The sequence below is a fragment of the Streptomyces sp. NPDC053750 genome (assembly GCF_044544295.1).
GTDB lineage: Bacteria > Actinomycetota > Actinomycetes > Streptomycetales > Streptomycetaceae > Streptomyces.
Window position 1 is genome coordinate 326,185 of sequence record NZ_JBITXB010000007.1, and the last position, 16,359, is coordinate 342,543.

Genomic DNA, 16,359 nt, shown 5'->3' on the forward strand with positions numbered 1-16,359 from the left:
AGGCTTGTGTGATCGGATGACCGGACTGCTGGGCCGCAACCGCAGCCGCTTCCGGAATTGACGTTTCCTCAGGAGGACAAGTGGGACGACTCTTCGGCACGGACGGTGTGCGCGGTGTCGCCAACGCGGATCTGACGGCCGAGCTGGCGCTCGGGCTCTCCGTCGCCGCGGCGCACGTACTGGCCGAGGCGGGCACCTTCGCCGGACACCGGCCGACCGCCGTGGTCGGGCGGGACCCGCGTGCCTCCGGGGAGTTCCTGGAGGCCGCCGTGGTCGCGGGCCTCGCCAGCGCCGGCGTGGACGTCCTGCGGGTCGGCGTGCTGCCGACGCCGGCGGTCGCCCACCTCACCGGCGCCCTCGGCGCCGACCTGGGCGTGATGCTCTCCGCGAGCCACAACGCCATGCCCGACAACGGCATCAAGTTCTTCGCCCGCGGCGGCCACAAGCTCGCCGACGAGCTGGAGGACCGCATCGAGTCCGTCTACGAGGAGCACCGCACCGGCGCCCCCTGGGACCGTCCGACCGGCGCCGGTGTCGGCCGCGTCCGCGACTACGACGAGGGGCTCGACCAGTACGTCGCCCACCTCGTCGGCGTCCTCCCCAACCGCCTCGACGGACTGAAGATCGTCCTCGACGAGGCGCACGGCGCGGCCTCCCGGGTCTCGCCGGAGGCGTTCGCGCGGGCCGGGGCAGAGCTGGTCACCATCGGCGCGGTGCCGGACGGCCTCAACATCAACGACGGCTGCGGCTCCACCCACCTCGACCTGCTCAAGGCCGCCGTCGTCGAGCACGGCGCCGACCTCGGCATCGCCCACGACGGCGACGCCGACCGCTGCCTGGCCGTGGACCACACCGGTGCGGAGGTGGACGGCGACCAGATCCTCGCCGTGCTGGCCCTGGCGATGCGGGAGCGGGACGCGCTGCGCTCGGACACGGTGGTCGCGACGGTCATGTCCAACCTGGGCTTCAAGCTCGCCATGGAGCGCGAGGGCATCCAGTTCGTGCAGACCGGCGTCGGTGACCGGTACGTCCTGGAGGAGATGAAGGCCAAGGGGTACGCCCTCGGCGGCGAGCAGTCCGGGCACGTCATCATCCTCGACCACGCCACCACCGGCGACGGCACGCTGACCGGGCTGATGCTGGCGGCGCGGGTCGCGCAGACCGGGCGTACGCTGCGGGATCTCGCGTCGGTGATGGAGCGGCTGCCGCAGGTGCTGGTCAATGTGCCGGACGTGGACAAGTCGCGGGTGGCGACCTCCGCGGAGCTGGCCTCGGCGGTGGCCGAGGCCGAGCGGGAGTTGGGGAGCACGGGGCGGGTGCTGTTGCGTCCCTCCGGGACGGAGCCGTTGGTTCGGGTGATGGTCGAGGCTGCGGATATCGAGCAGGCTCGGGCTGTTGCCGGGCGGTTGGCCGATTCGGTGAAGTCGGCGCTCGGGTAGTTTTCGGGGCCGGGTTCGGGGTGGGGGTTCTGTGTGTTGCGGGCTGCGGGTTTCGTTGTGGCTGGTCGCGCAGTTCCCCGCGCCCCTGAGGGCGAGTGCCCCGCCCGGCGTCCCGATGTGACGTCCCGTCAGGGTGTTTCCGGCTTCGTGAGGCGATGTCGCTGAGTCGACCACAACGCCTTCTGGGCCAGCAGCGTCAAGGTGCCGGCCATGACGATGCCGGCCAGGTTCAGCAGGAGTTGTTCGCTGGAGCCCACCATCTGGTCGGTGTCGCCGAAGCTCAGGGCCACGGCCGCGTTCGCCGCGGCCGGGACCGTGGTGACCGAGATGGCGACGCCCACCAGGGCGCCGGACTTCGCCGAGGTGAGGGAGAGCGTGCCCGCGATGCCGGCGAGGATCGCCACCACGAAGGAGAAGGCGTCGGGGGCGTAGACGAAGCCGGTGTTGGGCCGGTCGCCCTCCAGTTCGGCCTCGCTGAAGAGGTTCAGCGCGGCCATGATCCAGCTGAAGCCCACCGTCACCGCCATCGCCACCGCGAAGCCCACCAGCAGGGCGAGGGTCGAGCGCAGGGCCAGGCGGGGTGCGCGCTGCACGATTGCCGTGCAGACGCCGGCCAGGGGGCCGAACTCCGGGCCGACCGCCATCGCGCCCACGATCAGGATCGCGTTGTCGAGCACCACGCCGCAGGCCGCGATCATCGTGGCGAGCGTGATGAAGGCGACGTAGGTGATGGAGAGGGTCGACTCCTCGTGCGTCGCCTCCTCCAACTGCTCCCACAGCACCGCGTCGGCGGGCTCGCCCGGAGCGTCCTTCTCCGCCTGGTCGGCACGCTCGGACAGCGACAGGTCGATGTTCTCGGCCGTGATGGCGCCGCTGCTGTCGATGCCCAATGCCCGCAGGCGGCCGATGAGTTCGTCGCCGGCCTCGCGGGCGACGTCGCACATGACGACGTCGCCCTCGGGATCGCGGGCGACGCCCGGCAGGACGACCAGGTGGGTGGTGCCGACCGTCCGGTCGATCAGGTGGACCACCTCGCCGGTCCGGTCGGCCGGGGTGATCAGGCGCAGATGCAGCATCCGGTATTTCTACCGGCTGTGGGGGCCCGCCGTCACAGCTTGCGCAGGCGCAGGCGTTGCACCTTGTGGTCGGGGCCCTTGCGCAGGATGAGGGTGGCCCGGCCCCGGGTGGGGGCCACGTTCTCCACCAGGTTGGGCTTGTTGATGGTGCGCCAGGTGGTGCGGGCGTAGTCGAGGGCCTCCTCCTCCGACACCTGGGTGTACTTGCGGAAGTACGAGGACGGGTTCTGGAAGGCGGTCTCGCGCAGCTTGCGGAAGCGGCTGAGGTACCAGCGTTCGATGTCCTCGGTGCGGGCGTCGACGTACACGCTGAAGTCGAAGTAGTCGGCGAGGCCGACCCTGGTGCGGCCGTCCTTGCCGGGCAGCGCGGGCTGGAGGACGTTGAGGCCCTCGACGATCAGGATGTCGGGGCGGCGGACGACCAGCTTCTCGTCCGGGACGATGTCGTAGATGAGGTGGGAGTAGACCGGCGCGGTCACCTCGCCCTTGCCCGCCTTGATGTCGGCGACGAACCGGGTCAGGGCCCGGCGGTCGTACGACTCGGGGAAACCTTTCCGCGACATCAGGCCACGGGCCTCCAGCTCCCTCGTGGGCAGCAGGAAGCCGTCGGTCGTGACCAACTCGACGCGCGGGTGCTCGGGCCAGCGGGACAGCAGCGCCTGGAGGAGGCGGGCGACGGTGGACTTGCCGACCGCCACCGAGCCGGCGACCCCTATGACGAAGGGCGTGCCGGACTGGGAGCCCCCTTCGCCGAGGAAGGTGTTGAGCGCGCCGCGCAGGCCGTCGGTGGCGCCGACGTAGAGGTTGAGGAGCCGGGAGAGCGGGAGGTAGATGTCCCGCACCTCGTCGAGGTCGATGACATCGCCGAGGCCGCGCAGCTTCTCGACCTCCTCGGCGGTCAACGGCAGCGGCGTCTTGTCGCGCAGCGCGCTCCACTCGGGGCGGGTGAGGTCGACGTAGGGAGTCGCCTCCGGCCGCTGCCGGTGGGCGCTCCTGGGCATCGAGGAGACCGGAGAGATCACAGTCCATTGTTAACGGAGTTCGAACGGCGTGACAGGTGGGCTGTGTCACGCCCGCCGCGGTCCGGAACCGTGGAAGATCACGTCGGCGTCACGGTCGGATACCGGGTGGCGCATGGGTGATCGTCTGTGAGTCGGCTGTGCTTACAGTGCTCGCACAAATGTGCGGCGCTTGTGTCCGCCTTCCAGAAGAGAGTCCAACGTGAGACTGACCGGCGTCCGCCGTACCGCCCTCGCGGCCTCTGCCGCTGCCCTGGCCCTCCTCGTCACCGCCTGCGGCGGCTCCTCCGACGACGGTGACAAGGCGGCCGGCGACGGCAAGGCCCAGGGCGACAAGACCGCCTCCGCGGCACCGGCCGCCAAGGCGCTCACCGCGGCCGAGCTGGACAAGGCGGCCCTGGCGCAGGCCGACGTCAAGAACGGCAAGGTCACCAAGACGGCCGCGACGGACGACGTCACGAAGGACAAGGTCAAGGCGGACAACAAGGCGTGTGAGTCGCTCGTCTTCGCCGAGACCGGCGTCCCCCTCGGTGAGCCGGCGGCGACGGTGAAGCGGACCTGGACGGAGACCCCGAAGAAGCCGGCCGCGGACGCCGGCACCGAGGAGGCCGTCAAGGCCGCGTTCGACGTGGACAAGGCCCTGCTGACGCTGGCCTCCTACGACGACGGGGGCGCCGAGGCGGTGCTGAAGGACGTGAAGGAGGCGGCCGGCACGTGCGCCGGGGGCTTCGCCTTCACCGCGGTCGGTGAACCGGCCAAGATCGCCAAGGTGACCGAGGGGCAGGCGCCCGCGGGTGCCGACGAGGCGGTCGCGATGACCATGACGATGACCGGCGACGAAGGCGACGAGTTCCCGGTCAAGGTGGTCGTCACCCGCAAGGGCTCCACCGTCGTCACCTTCACCGTCCTCAACCTCGCCGCCGCCGGCAGTGGCGAGGACTTCCCCTTCCCCACGGAGATCAGCGACGCGCAGCTCGCCAAGCTGGGCTGAGTCCGCCGCCGGCGCGCGCCGGAAGTTCCCACCGGGGCGTTCGTACCCCGGTGGGAATTTCCGATTTCGGGCACGGGAAGACCGGTTCGGGAGCGAATCTGATCGTAGGCTGCCGGTCATGTGCGGAATCGTGGGATACGTGGGGTCTCAGTCGGCGCTCGACGTCGTGATGGCCGGCCTGAAGCGACTCGAGTACCGGGGCTACGACTCGGCCGGCGTCGCCGTGCTCGCGGACGGCGGTCTCGCCACCGCCAAGCGCGCCGGGAAGCTCGTCAACCTGGACAAGGAACTGGCCGAGCGGCCCCTGCCGAGCGCCGCGACCGGCATCGGTCACACCCGCTGGGCCACGCACGGCGCGCCGACCGACACCAACGCCCACCCGCACCTCGACAACGCGTGCCGGGTGGCCGTGGTCCACAACGGCATCATCGAGAACTTCGCGTCGCTGCGGGCCGAGCTGGCGGAGCGCGGTCACGAGCTGGCCTCCGAGACCGACACCGAGGTCGTCGCCCACCTGCTCGCCGAGGAGTTCTCCGCCTGCGCCGACCTCGCCGAGGCGATGCGGCTGGTGTGCCGGCGGCTGGAGGGCGCCTTCACGCTGGTCGCGGTGCACGCGGACGCGCCGGACGTGGTCGTGGGCGCGCGCCGCAACTCGCCGCTCGTGGTGGGCGTGGGGGAGGGCGAGTCCTTCCTCGCCTCGGACGTCGCGGCCTTCATCGCGCACACCCGGGACGCCGTCGAGCTGGGCCAGGACCAGGTCGTGGAGCTGCGCCGGGACGGCGTGACCGTCACCGGCTTCGACGGCAGCCCGGCCGACGTCCGCTCCTACCACGTCGACTGGGACGCCTCCGCCGCCGAGAAGGGCGGCTACGACTACTTCATGCTCAAGGAGATCGCCGAGCAGCCGAAGGCGGTCGCCGACACCCTGCTCGGCCGCATCGACGGCTCCGGCACGCTGAGCCTGGACGAGGTGCGGATCCCGCCGGGCGTGCTGCGCGAGGTCGACAAGGTCGTCATCGTCGCCTGCGGTACGGCCTTCCACGCCGGGCTGATCGCCAAGTACGCCATCGAACACTGGACGCGGATCCCCTGCGAGGTGGAGCTGGCCAGCGAGTTCCGCTACCGCGACCCGATCCTCGACCAGCAGACCCTCGTCGTCGCCATCTCCCAGTCCGGCGAGACCATGGACACCCTCATGGCCCTGCGCCACGCCCGCGAACAGGGCGCCCACGTGCTGGCGATCTGCAACACCAACGGCTCGACCATCCCGCGCGAGTCCGACGCGGTGCTCTACACCCACGCCGGACCGGAGGTCGCCGTCGCCTCCACCAAGGCCTTCCTCACCCAGCTGGTCGCCTGCTACCTGGTCGCCCTGTACCTGGGGCAGGTGCGCGGCACGAAGTACGGCGACGAGATCCGCGCCGTGGTCCGCGACCTCTCGCGGATCTCCGCGGCCGTCGAACAGGTCCTGGGGACCATGGAGCCGGTACGGGAACTGGCCCGCTCGCTCGCCCACAAGAACACGGTGCTCTTCCTGGGCCGGCACGTCGGCTACCCGATCGCCCTCGAAGGCGCCCTGAAGCTCAAGGAGCTGGCGTACATGCACGCCGAGGGCTTCGCGGCGGGCGAGCTGAAACACGGGCCGATCGCGCTGATCGAGGAGGACCTGCCGGTCGTCGTGGTCGTCCCGTCCCCGCGCGGACGCTCCGTGCTGTACGACAAGATCGTGTCCAACATCCAGGAGATCCGGGCGCGCGGCGCGCGGACCATCGTCATCGCCGAGGAGGGCGACGAGGCGGTCGTCCCCTACGCCGACCACCTCGTCCGCATCCCGGCCACCCCGACCCTGCTCCAGCCGCTGGTGGCGACGGTGCCCTTGCAGGTCTTCGCGTGCGAGCTCGCGACGGCCCGGGGGAACGAGGTGGACCAGCCCCGGAACCTGGCGAAGTCGGTGACCGTGGAGTGAGCCGGCTCCGGGCCCACACCTGCTTCACGCCGGCGAGCGCACAGCCGTACGGGCCCGGGCCGGTGCCGCCGCTGACGAGTGCGGGGCCGGCGCGTACGAGGTGGCGACCCGGGGGTGCGGGCCCTCGGTGCCGGCGTCCACGACCGGCACCGTGCGGCCCGCCGCCCCGGCGGGCGGCGGCACCCATCCCGCCGTTGCCGCCGCCCGGTTGCTGCACGCTCATCGCCGAGTCCCCCCGTCTCGTTGCCGCACTGCGGCAGCAGACGTCACCGACTCCACTTACGGCTCCCGTCAGGTGACTGCCCGTCAACTGACGGGATCGCGCCAACCGTGCCCTGTGTGCCGGTGCGCCGAAGACCCGTCAGGCGCCGCGCACGTCCCGCCACGCGCGAGGGAGCGCCCCCGCGACATCGTGCGCCCCCACCGGCGCCCCCTCCGCCGCGAACCGCCCCGCCAGCCCGTGGAGATACGCCGCCGCGCTGCCCGCGTCCCGCGCAGACAACCCCGCTGCCAGCAGCGACCCCGCGAGCCCGGACAGCACGTCCCCGCTCCCCGCGGTGGCGAGCCACGACGTCCCCGTCGCGTTGACCCGCACCGGCCCGCCCTCCCTGCCGGCCACCACCGTCGTCGACCCCTTCAGCAGCACCGTCGCCCCGTACCGCCCCGCCAGCTCCCGCGCCGACGCCAGCCGCGCCCCCTCGACCTGCTCCCGGCTCACCCCCAGCAGCGCCGCCGCCTCCCCGGCATGCGGCGTCATCAACGTCGGCGCCGTACGCCCCCGCACCGCCCCGGCGTCCGCCAGCCGCAGCCCGTCCGCGTCGATCAGCACCGGCACCTCGGCCGCCAGCACCTGAGCCACGGTCCCGGCGTCGTCACCGGCGCCCGGCCCGACGACCCACGCCTGGACCCGCCCCGCCCGCTTCGGCCCCTGGTCGGACACGAGCGTCTCGGGGTACCGCGCGATCACCGCGTCCCCGGCCGGACCGACGTACCGCACCGCACCGGCCCCGCCCCGCAGCGCCCCGGCGACGGCGAGCACCGCCGCGCCCGGATAGCGCGCCGACCCGGCGGCGATGCCCACGACCCCCCGCCGGTACTTGTCGCTCTCGGCCCCCGGCACCGGCAGCAGCCGGGCCACCTCCGCGTGCTGCAACGCCTCCAGCTCGGCCGCGTCGGCCGGCAGCGGCAGCCCGATGTCCACCAGCCGCACCGACCCGGCGTACTCCCGCGCCGGATCGACCAGCAGCCCCGGCTTGTGCGCCCCGAACGTCACCGTCACATCGGCCCGCACGGCCGCCCCGCGCACCTGCCCGGTGTCCGCGTCGACCCCGCTCGGCAGGTCGACGGCGACGACGGCGGCCCTCGACCGCGCGGCCGCGTCCGCCAGCGGCACCGCCTCCGTCCGCAACCCGCCCCTGCCACCGATCCCTACGATGCCGTCCACGACCAGATCGGCCCGCGCGATCAGCTCCCCGGCGCAGCCGGTCCCGGCGATCCGCCCGCCCGCGCGGCGCAACGCCGCCAGCCCCGTGCCGTGGGCGCGCTCCGGGGAGAGCAGGACGGCCGTCACGCCCGCTCCGCGCCGGGCGAGCCGCGCCCCGGCGTACAGGGCGTCGCCGCCGTTGTCACCGCTGCCGACCAGCAGCACGACCCGGCTGCCGTAGACCCGCCCGGACACCCGGCCGAGCACCTCCGCGCAGGCGGCGGCGAGCCCGGCGGCCGCCCGCTGCATCAGGGCTCCCTCCGGCAGTCGCGCCATCAACTCCCGTTCGGCCGTCCTGACCGTCTCCACGCTGTACGCAGTCCGCATGCCGTCGAGTGTTCCCCGTACGCCGCGAACACGCACGAGGTCACCGGGTTCAGCTCTGCCGGGCTCGGGTCCGTGGGAGGGGGGCTTGCGCCCACAGGCCCAGGCCAGGGAGCCCGGCGGCCGGGCGATCACGCGCCTCGGGGCAAGCCTTCGTTGTCCGTGCCCGCCGCCGAGCCCCCTCCTACCCCTCCGCGATCACCACCGCCGAAGCCACCCCCGCGTCGTGGCTCAGCGACACGTGCCACGACGTCACCCCCAGCTCCGCCGCCCGGGCCGCCACCGTACCCGTCACCCGTAGGCATGGCCGTCCGCTGTCCTCGACGTACACCTCGGCGTCCGTCCAGAGCAGGCCCGCCGGCGCGCCCAGCGCCTTGGCCAGCGCCTCCTTCGCCGCGAAGCGGGCGGCGAGGGAGGCGACGCCCCGGCGCTCACCGCTCGGCAGCAGCAACTCGCTCTCCAGGAAGAGCCGCTGGGCCAGGGCCGGCCTGCGCTTCAGCGACGCCTCGAACCGCTCGACCTCGGCCACGTCGATCCCGACCCCGATGATGCTCATGCCGGGCACCCTAACGACCGGGCCCGGGCGGCGCCGCGGCGGGAAGCGGTGCCGGGGTGCTCTGAGAGACTGTGGGCACGATGAGTGAGACAGCTGCTCGGCGGGCCGCGACACTGCGGGCCCGCGCCGAGATCGATCTGGCCGCACTGCGGGCCAACGTCCGCGCCCTGCGCGAACGGGCACCCGGGGCGGCCCTCATGGCCGTGGTCAAGGCCGACGCCTACGGCCACGGCGCCGTCCCGTGCGCCCGCGCGGCCGTCGCGGCGGGCGCGACCTGGCTCGGCACCGCCACCCCGCAGGAGGCCCTCGCGCTGCGCGCGGAGGCGGGGCTCCCGGACGACGTGCGGATCATGTGCTGGCTGTGGACGCCGGGCGGCCCCTGGCGCGAGGCGATCGAGGCCCGACTCGACGTGTCCGTCAGCGGCATGTGGGCCCTGGACGAGCTCACCGAGGCGGCACGGCGGGCCGGCCTCACCGCCCGCGTGCAGCTCAAGGCCGACACCGGCCTCGGCCGGGGCGGCTGCCAGCCCGGCGAGGACTGGGCGGAGCTGGTCCGCGCGGCCCTGCGGGCCGAGGCCGAGGGCACCGTCCGCGTCACCGGGCTGTGGTCGCACTTCGCCCGCGCCGACGAGCCCGGCGACCCCTCCATCGCCGCCCAGCTCACCCGCTTCCGGGAGATGACGGCCTACGCCGAGCAGCAGGGCGTCCGCCCCGAGGTGCGGCACATCGCCAACTCGCCGGCCACCCTCACCCTCCCCGAGGCCCACTACGACCTGGTACGGCCCGGCATCGCGATGTACGGCGTCTCGCCCAGCCCCGAGGTCGGCACCCCCGCCGACTTCGGACTGCGCCCCGTGATGACGCTGTCCGCCTCACTGGCCCTGGTCAAGCAGGTCCCCGGCGGCCACGGCGTCAGCTACGGGCACCACTACACCACCTCAGGCGACACCACCCTCGGCCTCGTCCCCCTCGGCTACGCGGACGGCATCCCGCGCCACGCCTCCTCCACCGGACCCGTCCTCGTCGACGGCAAGTGGCGCACGGTCGCGGGGCGGATCGCGATGGACCAGTTCGTCGTCGACCTGGGCGGGGACCGGCCGGAGCCGGGCGCCGAGGCGGTGCTGTTCGGGCCCGGCGACCGCGGCGAGCCCACCGCCGAGGACTGGGCGCAGGCCGCGGGCACCATCGCGTACGAGATCGTCACACGCATCGGACCCCGCGTTCCGCGCGTCTACGTCAACGAGTGACGCGTCCGGCCCCCACGGAGTGCGGCGCACGACACGCGTTCAGGTGAATCAGCCGCCGGCGGGTATCCGCACAGCGGCCCCGGCGAAGAGGAGCGGTACGTGAGCGAGACCAACGCGGACGCCGTCGCGGACGTCGCCGCGGCGGCCGTCGCCTCCGCCGCCGACGCGGCCACCGGCGGCTGGCGCCGGGCGACCGGCATCGCCGGCGTCGCGATAGGCGTGGTCGCGGCGGGCGCGGCGGCCGGCGTGGCGATAGAGCGGCTCACCGTCGGCCGCGGGATACGCCACCGGGCACGGGTCGCCCTCGACTCGGCGGGACCGTACGGCGGACTGCGCGGCACCCCGGGCAAGGCGTACGCCGACGACGGCACCGAGCTGTACTACGAGGTCGACGACGTCGCCCCGGAGGCGGAGTCCGCGCTCACCCGGCGCCGACGGCGGCTGTTCGGCCGCAAGGCGCCCGCCCCCGTGACGGTCGTCTTCAGCCACGGCTACTGCCTCAACCAGGACTCCTGGCACTTCCAGCGCGCCGCGCTCAGGGGCGTCGTGCGCACCGTGCACTGGGACCAGCGCAGCCACGGCCGCTCCGGGCGGGGCGTGTCCCAGGTGCGGGACGGCCGGCCGGTCACCATCGACGACCTGGGCCGCGACCTGAAGGCCGTCATCGACGCGGCCGCGCCCGAGGGCCCGGTCGTGCTGGTCGGGCACTCCATGGGCGGCATGACGGTGATGGCCCTGGCGGACGCCTTCCCCGACCTGATCCGCGAGCGCGTCGTCGGCGTGGCCCTTGTCGGCACGTCGTCCGGGCGGCTCGGCGAGGTCAACTTCGGGCTGCCCGTGGCCGGTGTCAACGCGGTGCGGCGGGTGCTCCCGGGGGTGCTGAAGGCGCTGGGGCAGCGGGCCGATCTGGTGGAGAAGGGGCGGCGGGCGACGGCGGACCTGTTCGCCGGGATCATCAAGCGGTACTCGTTCGCGTCCCGGGACGTCGATCCGGCCGTGGCCCGGTTCGCCGAGCGGATGATCGAGTCGACGCCGATCGACGTGGTCGCCGAGTACTACCCCGCCTTCAACGACCACGACAAGACGGCCGCCCTCGCCCACTTCGCCGGCCTGCCGGTCCTGGTGCTGGCCGGCGTCCAGGACCTGGTGACGCCGAGCGAGCACAGCGAGGCGATCGCCGACCTGCTGCCGGGCGCCGAGTCGGTACTGGTGCCGGACGCCGGGCACCTGGTCATGCTGGAGCACCCGGAAGTCGTCACCGACCGCCTCGCTGATCTGCTCGCCCGCGCGGGGGCGCTGCCGTCCAGTACTACGGTGGATGGCTGTGACTCCGCCTCTTCCTGACGGAAGTGGCTTCCAGCCTTCCGGCTGCGGTCCAGCCCGAACCGACCCCTTGCGGGGCGTGACAAGCGTACTACTGCGAGTGAGTGACGATGGAAGAATCCGCAAAGGCGCACATCCCGACAGAGGCCGGCCCGGCTGAGCCCTCCGAGCCCGCCCCCGACGTCGAGATCACCGTCACCTCCCCGGAGCAGATGCGGGAACTGGGCCGCAGGCTCGCCAAAGTGCTGCGCGCCGGTGACCTGCTGATGCTCAGCGGGGAGCTGGGCGCGGGCAAGACGACGCTGACCCGGGGGCTCGGCGAGGGCATGGGCGTGCGCGGCGCCGTCACCTCCCCGACCTTCGTCATCGCCCGCGTGCACCCCCCGCTCGGCGACGGTCCGCCGCTCGTCCACGTCGACGCCTACCGCCTGTCCGGCGGCCTGGACGAGATGGAGGACCTCGACCTCGACGTCTCCCTGTCCGACTCGGTGGTCGTCGTCGAGTGGGGCGAGGGCAAGGTCGAGGAGCTGACCGAGGACCGGTTGCAGCTGTGGATCCACCGGGCCGTGGGCGACACCACGGACGAGGTGCGGCACGTGACGCTGACGGGCATCGGTGAGCGCTGGGCCGCAGCCGACCTCGGCGTGCTCGCCGTCTGAGCCCCGACGGCGTGCTCGCCGTCCGAGCCCCGTCCGTCGGCCGGGTGTCCCGACAAGACGTCGGGAAGATATTGCGTTCGGGGTCCCGCGCGTGGTCACATGGTATCCAGCTCGTGGTTAGGCATGCCTAACCACGCCCGCCCCCGACCTTCAGGAGGCGTCCATGTCGGAGACCGAGCGCCAGCCGCAGGCCCGCCCGAGGCCGCAGCAGCCCGCCCTCGCCGGGGTGTCCATGCACGACCTGCTCGCGTCCTGCGCCGCGGCGACAGCGATCTCCACCCCGCCGCCCGCGCCCGAACCGGAGGCGTGCCGGCCCGTCCGGCAGCACGGCCGGCACCGTCAGCACCGCGAGGCCGCCTGACCCGTACGGACGGCTCAGCGCACGACGACGACCTGCTCGCCGATCGTCGCGAACTGCCACATCGCGTCGCCGTCCGCGCGCGTCTGCCGGATGCCGCCGGTGCGCTCCTTCGGGTCGGGCTTCGCCGTCGAGCCGTTCACCGCCGCGCTGAACCCGATGACCACGCCCTGGACGCTGGTGAAGCGCACGACGTGCTCGACGGGGACCCCGTCGGACCCGGTGACCCGGCTCGAGCGGGACGTGACCGCGTAGGTGCCCGGCAGCGGGTCGACCGTGCTGGGCGTGACCCTGAACGTGCGCTGGACCCTGTTGTCGGCCCCGACCAGCCACACCCGGTCGTCGTCCACCGAGTACACCACCCGCTCACCCCTGCCGGACCGCGCGGGCAGGGCGTCGGGGTGGCGCCGGTCGCGGGGTGCCTTGGCGGCGCCCGAAGCGGGCGTGCCGGTCACCTGGGTCCTGCCGAGGCCGGGCGGGACGGTGGCCGAGGCCTGGTAGGCGAGGTATCCGACCGTCATGAAGGCCGCCGCGGTGAGGGCGGTGACGAAACCGGCGCTGCTGCTTGCCACTGGGACCACCTCGGCGTCGTACGTCTGCGCTTGCGTAGTTCCCCGCCCGTCCTGCCTGTCGGCGACCGTAGCAGCAGGTGACCGTCCGACCCGGTCGTCCGACACGGGCCTCGCGGCGCCGTAGGCTGTTTGCGTGCTCTTGCTCGCTCTGGATACCGCCACGCCCGCCGTGACCGTCGCGCTGCACGACGGTACGGACGTCATCGCCTCGTCGAGCCAGGTGGACGCACGCCGGCACGGTGAGCTGCTGCTGCCCGCCGTCGACCGGGTGCTCGCCGAGGCCGGCCTCCGGCTCGACGCCGTCACCGGCATCGTCGCCGGCATCGGCCCCGGCCCGTACACGGGGCTGCGCGTCGGCCTGATGACCGCGGAGACGTTCGGGCTCGCGCTCGGCGTGCCCGTGCACGGCGTGTGCACGCTGGACGGCCTGGCGTACGCCGCCGACCTGGAGGGCCCCTTCGTGGTGGCGACGGACGCCCGCCGCAAGGAGGTCTACTGGGCGCGGTACGCCGACTCCCGCACCCGCCTCACCGACCCCGCGGTCGACCGTCCCGCCGACATCGCCGACCGGGTGGCGGGCCTGCCCGCCGTCGGCGCGGGCGCGCTGCTGTACCCGGACACCTTCCCGAAGGCGCACGAGCCCGAGCACGTGTCCGCCTCCGCCCTCGCGTGCCTGGCCGCCGAGCGGCTGGCGGCGGGCGAGGAACTGCCCGCGCCCCGGCCGCTGTACCTGCGCCGGCCCGACGCCCAGGTCCCCAAGAACTACAAGGTGGTCACCCCGAAGTGACCGAAGCGACCGAGCCCGTGACCTCGCCCGCGCGCGCCGAGCTGCGGGAGATGCGCTGGTGGGACATCGACCCCGTGCTCCGGATGGAGCGGGAGCTGTTCCCGGAGGATGCCTGGTCGCGGGGGATGTTCTGGTCCGAGCTGGCCCACGCGCGCGGCCCGGGGGCGACCCGGCGGTACCTGGTCGCCGAGCAGGACGCCCGGATCGTCGGCTACGCGGGCCTGGTCACCTCCGGGGAGCAGGCCGACGTGCAGACCATCGCCGTCGCCCGCGACCACTGGGGCACCGGGCTCGGCGCCCGGCTGCTGACCGAACTGCTGCGGGCCGCCACCGCCTTCGAGTGCACCGAGGTGCTGCTGGAGTGCCGGGTGGACAACACCCGCGCCCAGCGCCTCTACGAGCGCTTCGGCTTCGAGCCCATCGGCTTCAGACGCGGCTACTACCAGCCGGGGAACGTGGACGCCCTGGTGATGCGCCTGACCGACCCTTCCACCTCCGTACCGGGAACCGAACGAGGAACCGACAACCATGCCTGACGAACCTCTGGTCCTGGGGATCGAGACCTCCTGCGACGAGACCGGTGTCGGTGTCGTCCGGGGCACCACCCTGCTGGCCGACGCCGTCGCGTCCAGCGTCGACGAGCACGCCCGCTTCGGCGGCGTCGTGCCGGAGGTGGCGAGCCGCGCCCACCTGGAGGCGATGGTCCCCACCATCGACCGCGCCTTGAAGGAGGCCGGGGTCAGCGCCCGCGACCTCGACGGCATCGCCGTCACCGCCGGTCCCGGCCTCGCCGGCGCCCTGCTGGTCGGCGTCTCGGCGGCGAAGGCGTACGCCTACGCGCTCGGCAAGCCCCTGTACGGCGTCAACCACCTCGCGTCGCACATCTGCGTCGACCAGCTGGAGCACGGCGCGCTGCCGGAGCCGACGATGGCGCTGCTGGTCTCCGGCGGCCACTCCTCCCTCCTGCTGTCCTCGGACATCACCTCCGACGTCCGCCCGATGGGCGCCACCATCGACGACGCGGCCGGCGAGGCCTTCGACAAGATCGCCCGGGTGCTCAACCTCGGCTTCCCCGGCGGCCCGGTCATCGACCGGTACGCGCGCGAGGGCGACCCGAACGCCATCGCCTTCCCGCGCGGGCTCACCGGTCCGCGCGACCCGGCGTACGACTTCTCCTTCTCCGGGCTGAAGACGGCCGTGGCCCGCTGGATCGAGGCCAGGCGGGCGGCGGGGGAGGAGGTGCCGGTGCGGGACGTGTCGGCGTCCTTCCAGGAGGCGGTCGTGGACGTGCTGACCCGCAAGGCGGTGCGGGCCTGCAAGGACGAGGGCGTCGACCACCTGATGATCGGCGGCGGCGTGGCCGCCAACTCCCGGCTGCGGGCCCTGGCCCAGGAGCGCTGCGAGGCGGCCGGCATCCGGCTCAGGGTGCCACGCCCCAAGCTGTGCACGGACAACGGGGCGATGGTGGCCGCGCTCGGCGCCGAGATGGTCGCCCGGGGCCGGGCCGCCTCCGACTGGGACCTCTCGGCGGACTCCTCCCTGCCGGTGACGGACCCGCACGTGCCGGGGCACGGCCACGCGCACCACCACGGCCACGACCATGTGCACGAGGTCAGCAAGGAGAACCTGTACTCGTGACCGTCGCGCTGATGTGGGAGGCGCGGGCCGTCCCCGGCCGGGGCGAGGAACTGCTGGCCTGGGCCCGCGCACAGCCGCTCGACGGCACCCCGCTGCGCCGGGAGACCCTCCGCGCCCCGCAGGACCGCGTCCTCGTCATCACCTGGTGGACCGCCCCCTACGACGCCGACCTGCCGGAACTGCCGGAACCGGACGCGGGCCTGGTCACGCGGGCGGTGCACCGGTGGCGGTTCGAGTCGGTGGCCGCGGACTGACCGGAGACGTCACCGGGCCCCCGGGCGCCCGCCACAGCACCCGGCCGTTCCGGCGCTCCCAGAGGGCGACGGCCAGGGCCTGCGCCCCCCACTGGGCGACGAGGACGAGCGGCAGCAGCGCGACCCACGAGCCCCACACCAGGGTCGCCACCAGCGTCGGCACGACGACGACGCCGAAGAGGCCCGGGAGGAAGAGGCGCTCGCGCGGCCGCCGCTCCGGGGGCAGTGCCACGTCGTCGGCCAACGGGACGGCCCTCCCGAAGCGCCGTACGTCCACGACCAGTTCCAGGAACACGGTCAGCGCCAGGATCCCGAGCAGCGCCACCAGGAACCGGCGCACGTCTGCCGGGGGCAGCGGCGGGAACCCGTGCGCGGCGCCCCCCGCCGCCGCGCAGAGGGCAGCGGCTGCCAGTGCCGATCCGGTGGATCTCGTCTCGTGGTCCAGGCTGCGGTCCAGGTGCGGACTCCGGTCCATCGCGCGCCCCCCTGCGCCCGGCGCGGCGGCCTCGGGCCACCGGCGTCACCTCGTGGGTCACAGTGCGACCACCGGTCCGCTCCGGGTACCCGCACCGGCCCCAGCTGCGGCGCGCAGGGCCGCGCTGGACGCCGCCCACCGTAGTCCGAGCCCGCCGCCGCGCCCACCCGCCCGTCCCGAACGGCAGGTGAA

17 protein-coding genes are annotated in these 16,359 nt (G+C 73.6%); 11 read left to right on the forward strand and 6 right to left on the reverse strand.

From position 1 onward, the window contains the following. Window positions 1-80 precede the first annotated feature (80 nt). Window positions 81-1,439: a phosphoglucosamine mutase gene (gene glmM, locus ACIGO6_RS22245; protein ID WP_399878725.1), complete on the forward strand. Its 1,359-nt coding sequence runs from the start codon at window positions 81-83 to the stop codon at window positions 1,437-1,439. Window positions 1,440-1,567: 128 nt separating this feature from the next. Here the strand turns inward: glmM and ACIGO6_RS22250 are convergent, their stop codons facing one another. Together ACIGO6_RS22250 and coaA are read right to left on the reverse strand one after the other, a co-directional pair. Further along, on the reverse strand, window positions 1,568-2,515 hold the full coding sequence (locus ACIGO6_RS22250) for a DUF389 domain-containing protein (protein WP_399878727.1): 948 nt from the start codon (window positions 2,513-2,515) through the stop codon (window positions 1,568-1,570). Window positions 2,516-2,547: 32 nt separating this feature from the next. After that, window positions 2,548-3,516 (reverse strand): type I pantothenate kinase, encoded by a 969-nt coding sequence (coaA, locus tag ACIGO6_RS22255; RefSeq protein WP_399878729.1) that lies wholly within the window; start codon window positions 3,514-3,516, stop codon window positions 2,548-2,550. A gap of 220 nt (window positions 3,517-3,736) precedes the next feature. Here coaA and ACIGO6_RS22260 point away from each other — a divergent pair, with 220 nt between their 5' ends. Next, window positions 3,737-4,525: a hypothetical protein gene (locus tag ACIGO6_RS22260; protein WP_399878731.1), complete on the forward strand. Its 789-nt coding sequence runs from the start codon at window positions 3,737-3,739 to the stop codon at window positions 4,523-4,525. 118 nt (window positions 4,526-4,643) lie between these two features. Continuing rightward, window positions 4,644-6,491, forward strand: a complete 1,848-nt coding sequence (glmS, locus tag ACIGO6_RS22265; RefSeq protein ID WP_399878733.1) for a glutamine--fructose-6-phosphate transaminase (isomerizing) — start codon at window positions 4,644-4,646, stop codon at window positions 6,489-6,491. Window positions 6,492-6,852: 361 nt separating this feature from the next. Here glmS and ACIGO6_RS22270 read toward each other — a convergent pair whose 3' ends face one another. After that, the gene (locus ACIGO6_RS22270; protein WP_399878734.1) at window positions 6,853-8,301 is read right to left on the reverse strand and encodes an NAD(P)H-hydrate dehydratase; all 1,449 of its coding nucleotides are present in this window, start codon (window positions 8,299-8,301) and stop codon (window positions 6,853-6,855) included. A gap of 181 nt (window positions 8,302-8,482) precedes the next feature. Then, window positions 8,483-8,854, reverse strand: a complete 372-nt coding sequence (locus tag ACIGO6_RS22275; protein WP_399878736.1) for a holo-ACP synthase — start codon at window positions 8,852-8,854, stop codon at window positions 8,483-8,485. An 80-nt stretch (window positions 8,855-8,934) separates the two neighbouring features. Here ACIGO6_RS22275 and alr point away from each other — a divergent pair, with 80 nt between their 5' ends. From alr to ACIGO6_RS22295, 4 genes are all read left to right on the forward strand, one after another. Then, window positions 8,935-10,101 carry an alanine racemase gene (alr, locus tag ACIGO6_RS22280; protein ID WP_399878738.1) on the forward strand — a complete coding sequence of 389 codons (1,167 nt, stop codon included), beginning with the start codon at window positions 8,935-8,937 and terminating at the stop codon, window positions 10,099-10,101. Between the two features lie 99 nt (window positions 10,102-10,200). Continuing rightward, a complete protein-coding gene (locus tag ACIGO6_RS22285; protein WP_399878740.1) occupies window positions 10,201-11,445 on the forward strand; it encodes an alpha/beta fold hydrolase in 1,245 nt (414 codons plus the stop codon). Window positions 11,446-11,534: 89 nt separating this feature from the next. Further along, entirely contained in the window at window positions 11,535-12,083 is a 549-nt protein-coding gene (gene tsaE, locus ACIGO6_RS22290; RefSeq protein WP_399878741.1) for a tRNA (adenosine(37)-N6)-threonylcarbamoyltransferase complex ATPase subunit type 1 TsaE, read from the forward strand. A 163-nt stretch (window positions 12,084-12,246) separates the two neighbouring features. Beyond that, window positions 12,247-12,444 (forward strand): hypothetical protein, encoded by a 198-nt coding sequence (locus tag ACIGO6_RS22295; RefSeq protein WP_399878743.1) that lies wholly within the window; start codon window positions 12,247-12,249, stop codon window positions 12,442-12,444. A 14-nt stretch (window positions 12,445-12,458) separates the two neighbouring features. Here the strand turns inward: ACIGO6_RS22295 and ACIGO6_RS22300 are convergent, their stop codons facing one another. Continuing rightward, complete coding sequence (locus ACIGO6_RS22300) at window positions 12,459-13,013, reverse strand: hypothetical protein (protein ID WP_399878745.1); 555 nt, start codon at window positions 13,011-13,013, stop codon at window positions 12,459-12,461. 133 nt (window positions 13,014-13,146) lie between these two features. Here ACIGO6_RS22300 and tsaB point away from each other — a divergent pair, with 133 nt between their 5' ends. Genes tsaB through ACIGO6_RS22320 form a run of 4 tightly spaced genes read left to right on the forward strand, consistent with a single transcriptional unit; the run spans window position 13,147 to window position 15,692 of the window. Further along, entirely contained in the window at window positions 13,147-13,800 is a 654-nt protein-coding gene (tsaB, locus tag ACIGO6_RS22305; protein ID WP_399878747.1) for a tRNA (adenosine(37)-N6)-threonylcarbamoyltransferase complex dimerization subunit type 1 TsaB, read from the forward strand. A gap of 50 nt (window positions 13,801-13,850) precedes the next feature. Beyond that, window positions 13,851-14,336 (forward strand): ribosomal protein S18-alanine N-acetyltransferase, encoded by a 486-nt coding sequence (gene rimI, locus ACIGO6_RS22310; RefSeq protein WP_399878955.1) that lies wholly within the window; start codon window positions 13,851-13,853, stop codon window positions 14,334-14,336. Further along, on the forward strand, window positions 14,329-15,438 hold the full coding sequence (tsaD, locus tag ACIGO6_RS22315; protein ID WP_399878749.1) for a tRNA (adenosine(37)-N6)-threonylcarbamoyltransferase complex transferase subunit TsaD: 1,110 nt from the start codon (window positions 14,329-14,331) through the stop codon (window positions 15,436-15,438). The genes rimI and tsaD overlap by 8 nt, the downstream gene beginning before the upstream one ends. Continuing rightward, entirely contained in the window at window positions 15,435-15,692 is a 258-nt protein-coding gene (locus ACIGO6_RS22320) for a hypothetical protein (RefSeq protein ID WP_399878751.1), read from the forward strand. The genes tsaD and ACIGO6_RS22320 overlap by 4 nt, the downstream gene beginning before the upstream one ends. Here the strand turns inward: ACIGO6_RS22320 and ACIGO6_RS22325 are convergent. Continuing rightward, window positions 15,643-16,167 carry a hypothetical protein gene (locus ACIGO6_RS22325; RefSeq protein ID WP_399878753.1) on the reverse strand — a complete coding sequence of 175 codons (525 nt, stop codon included), beginning with the start codon at window positions 16,165-16,167 and terminating at the stop codon, window positions 15,643-15,645. The two genes, ACIGO6_RS22320 and ACIGO6_RS22325, sit on opposite strands and share 50 nt — an antisense overlap. Window positions 16,168-16,359: the final 192 nt, after the last annotated feature.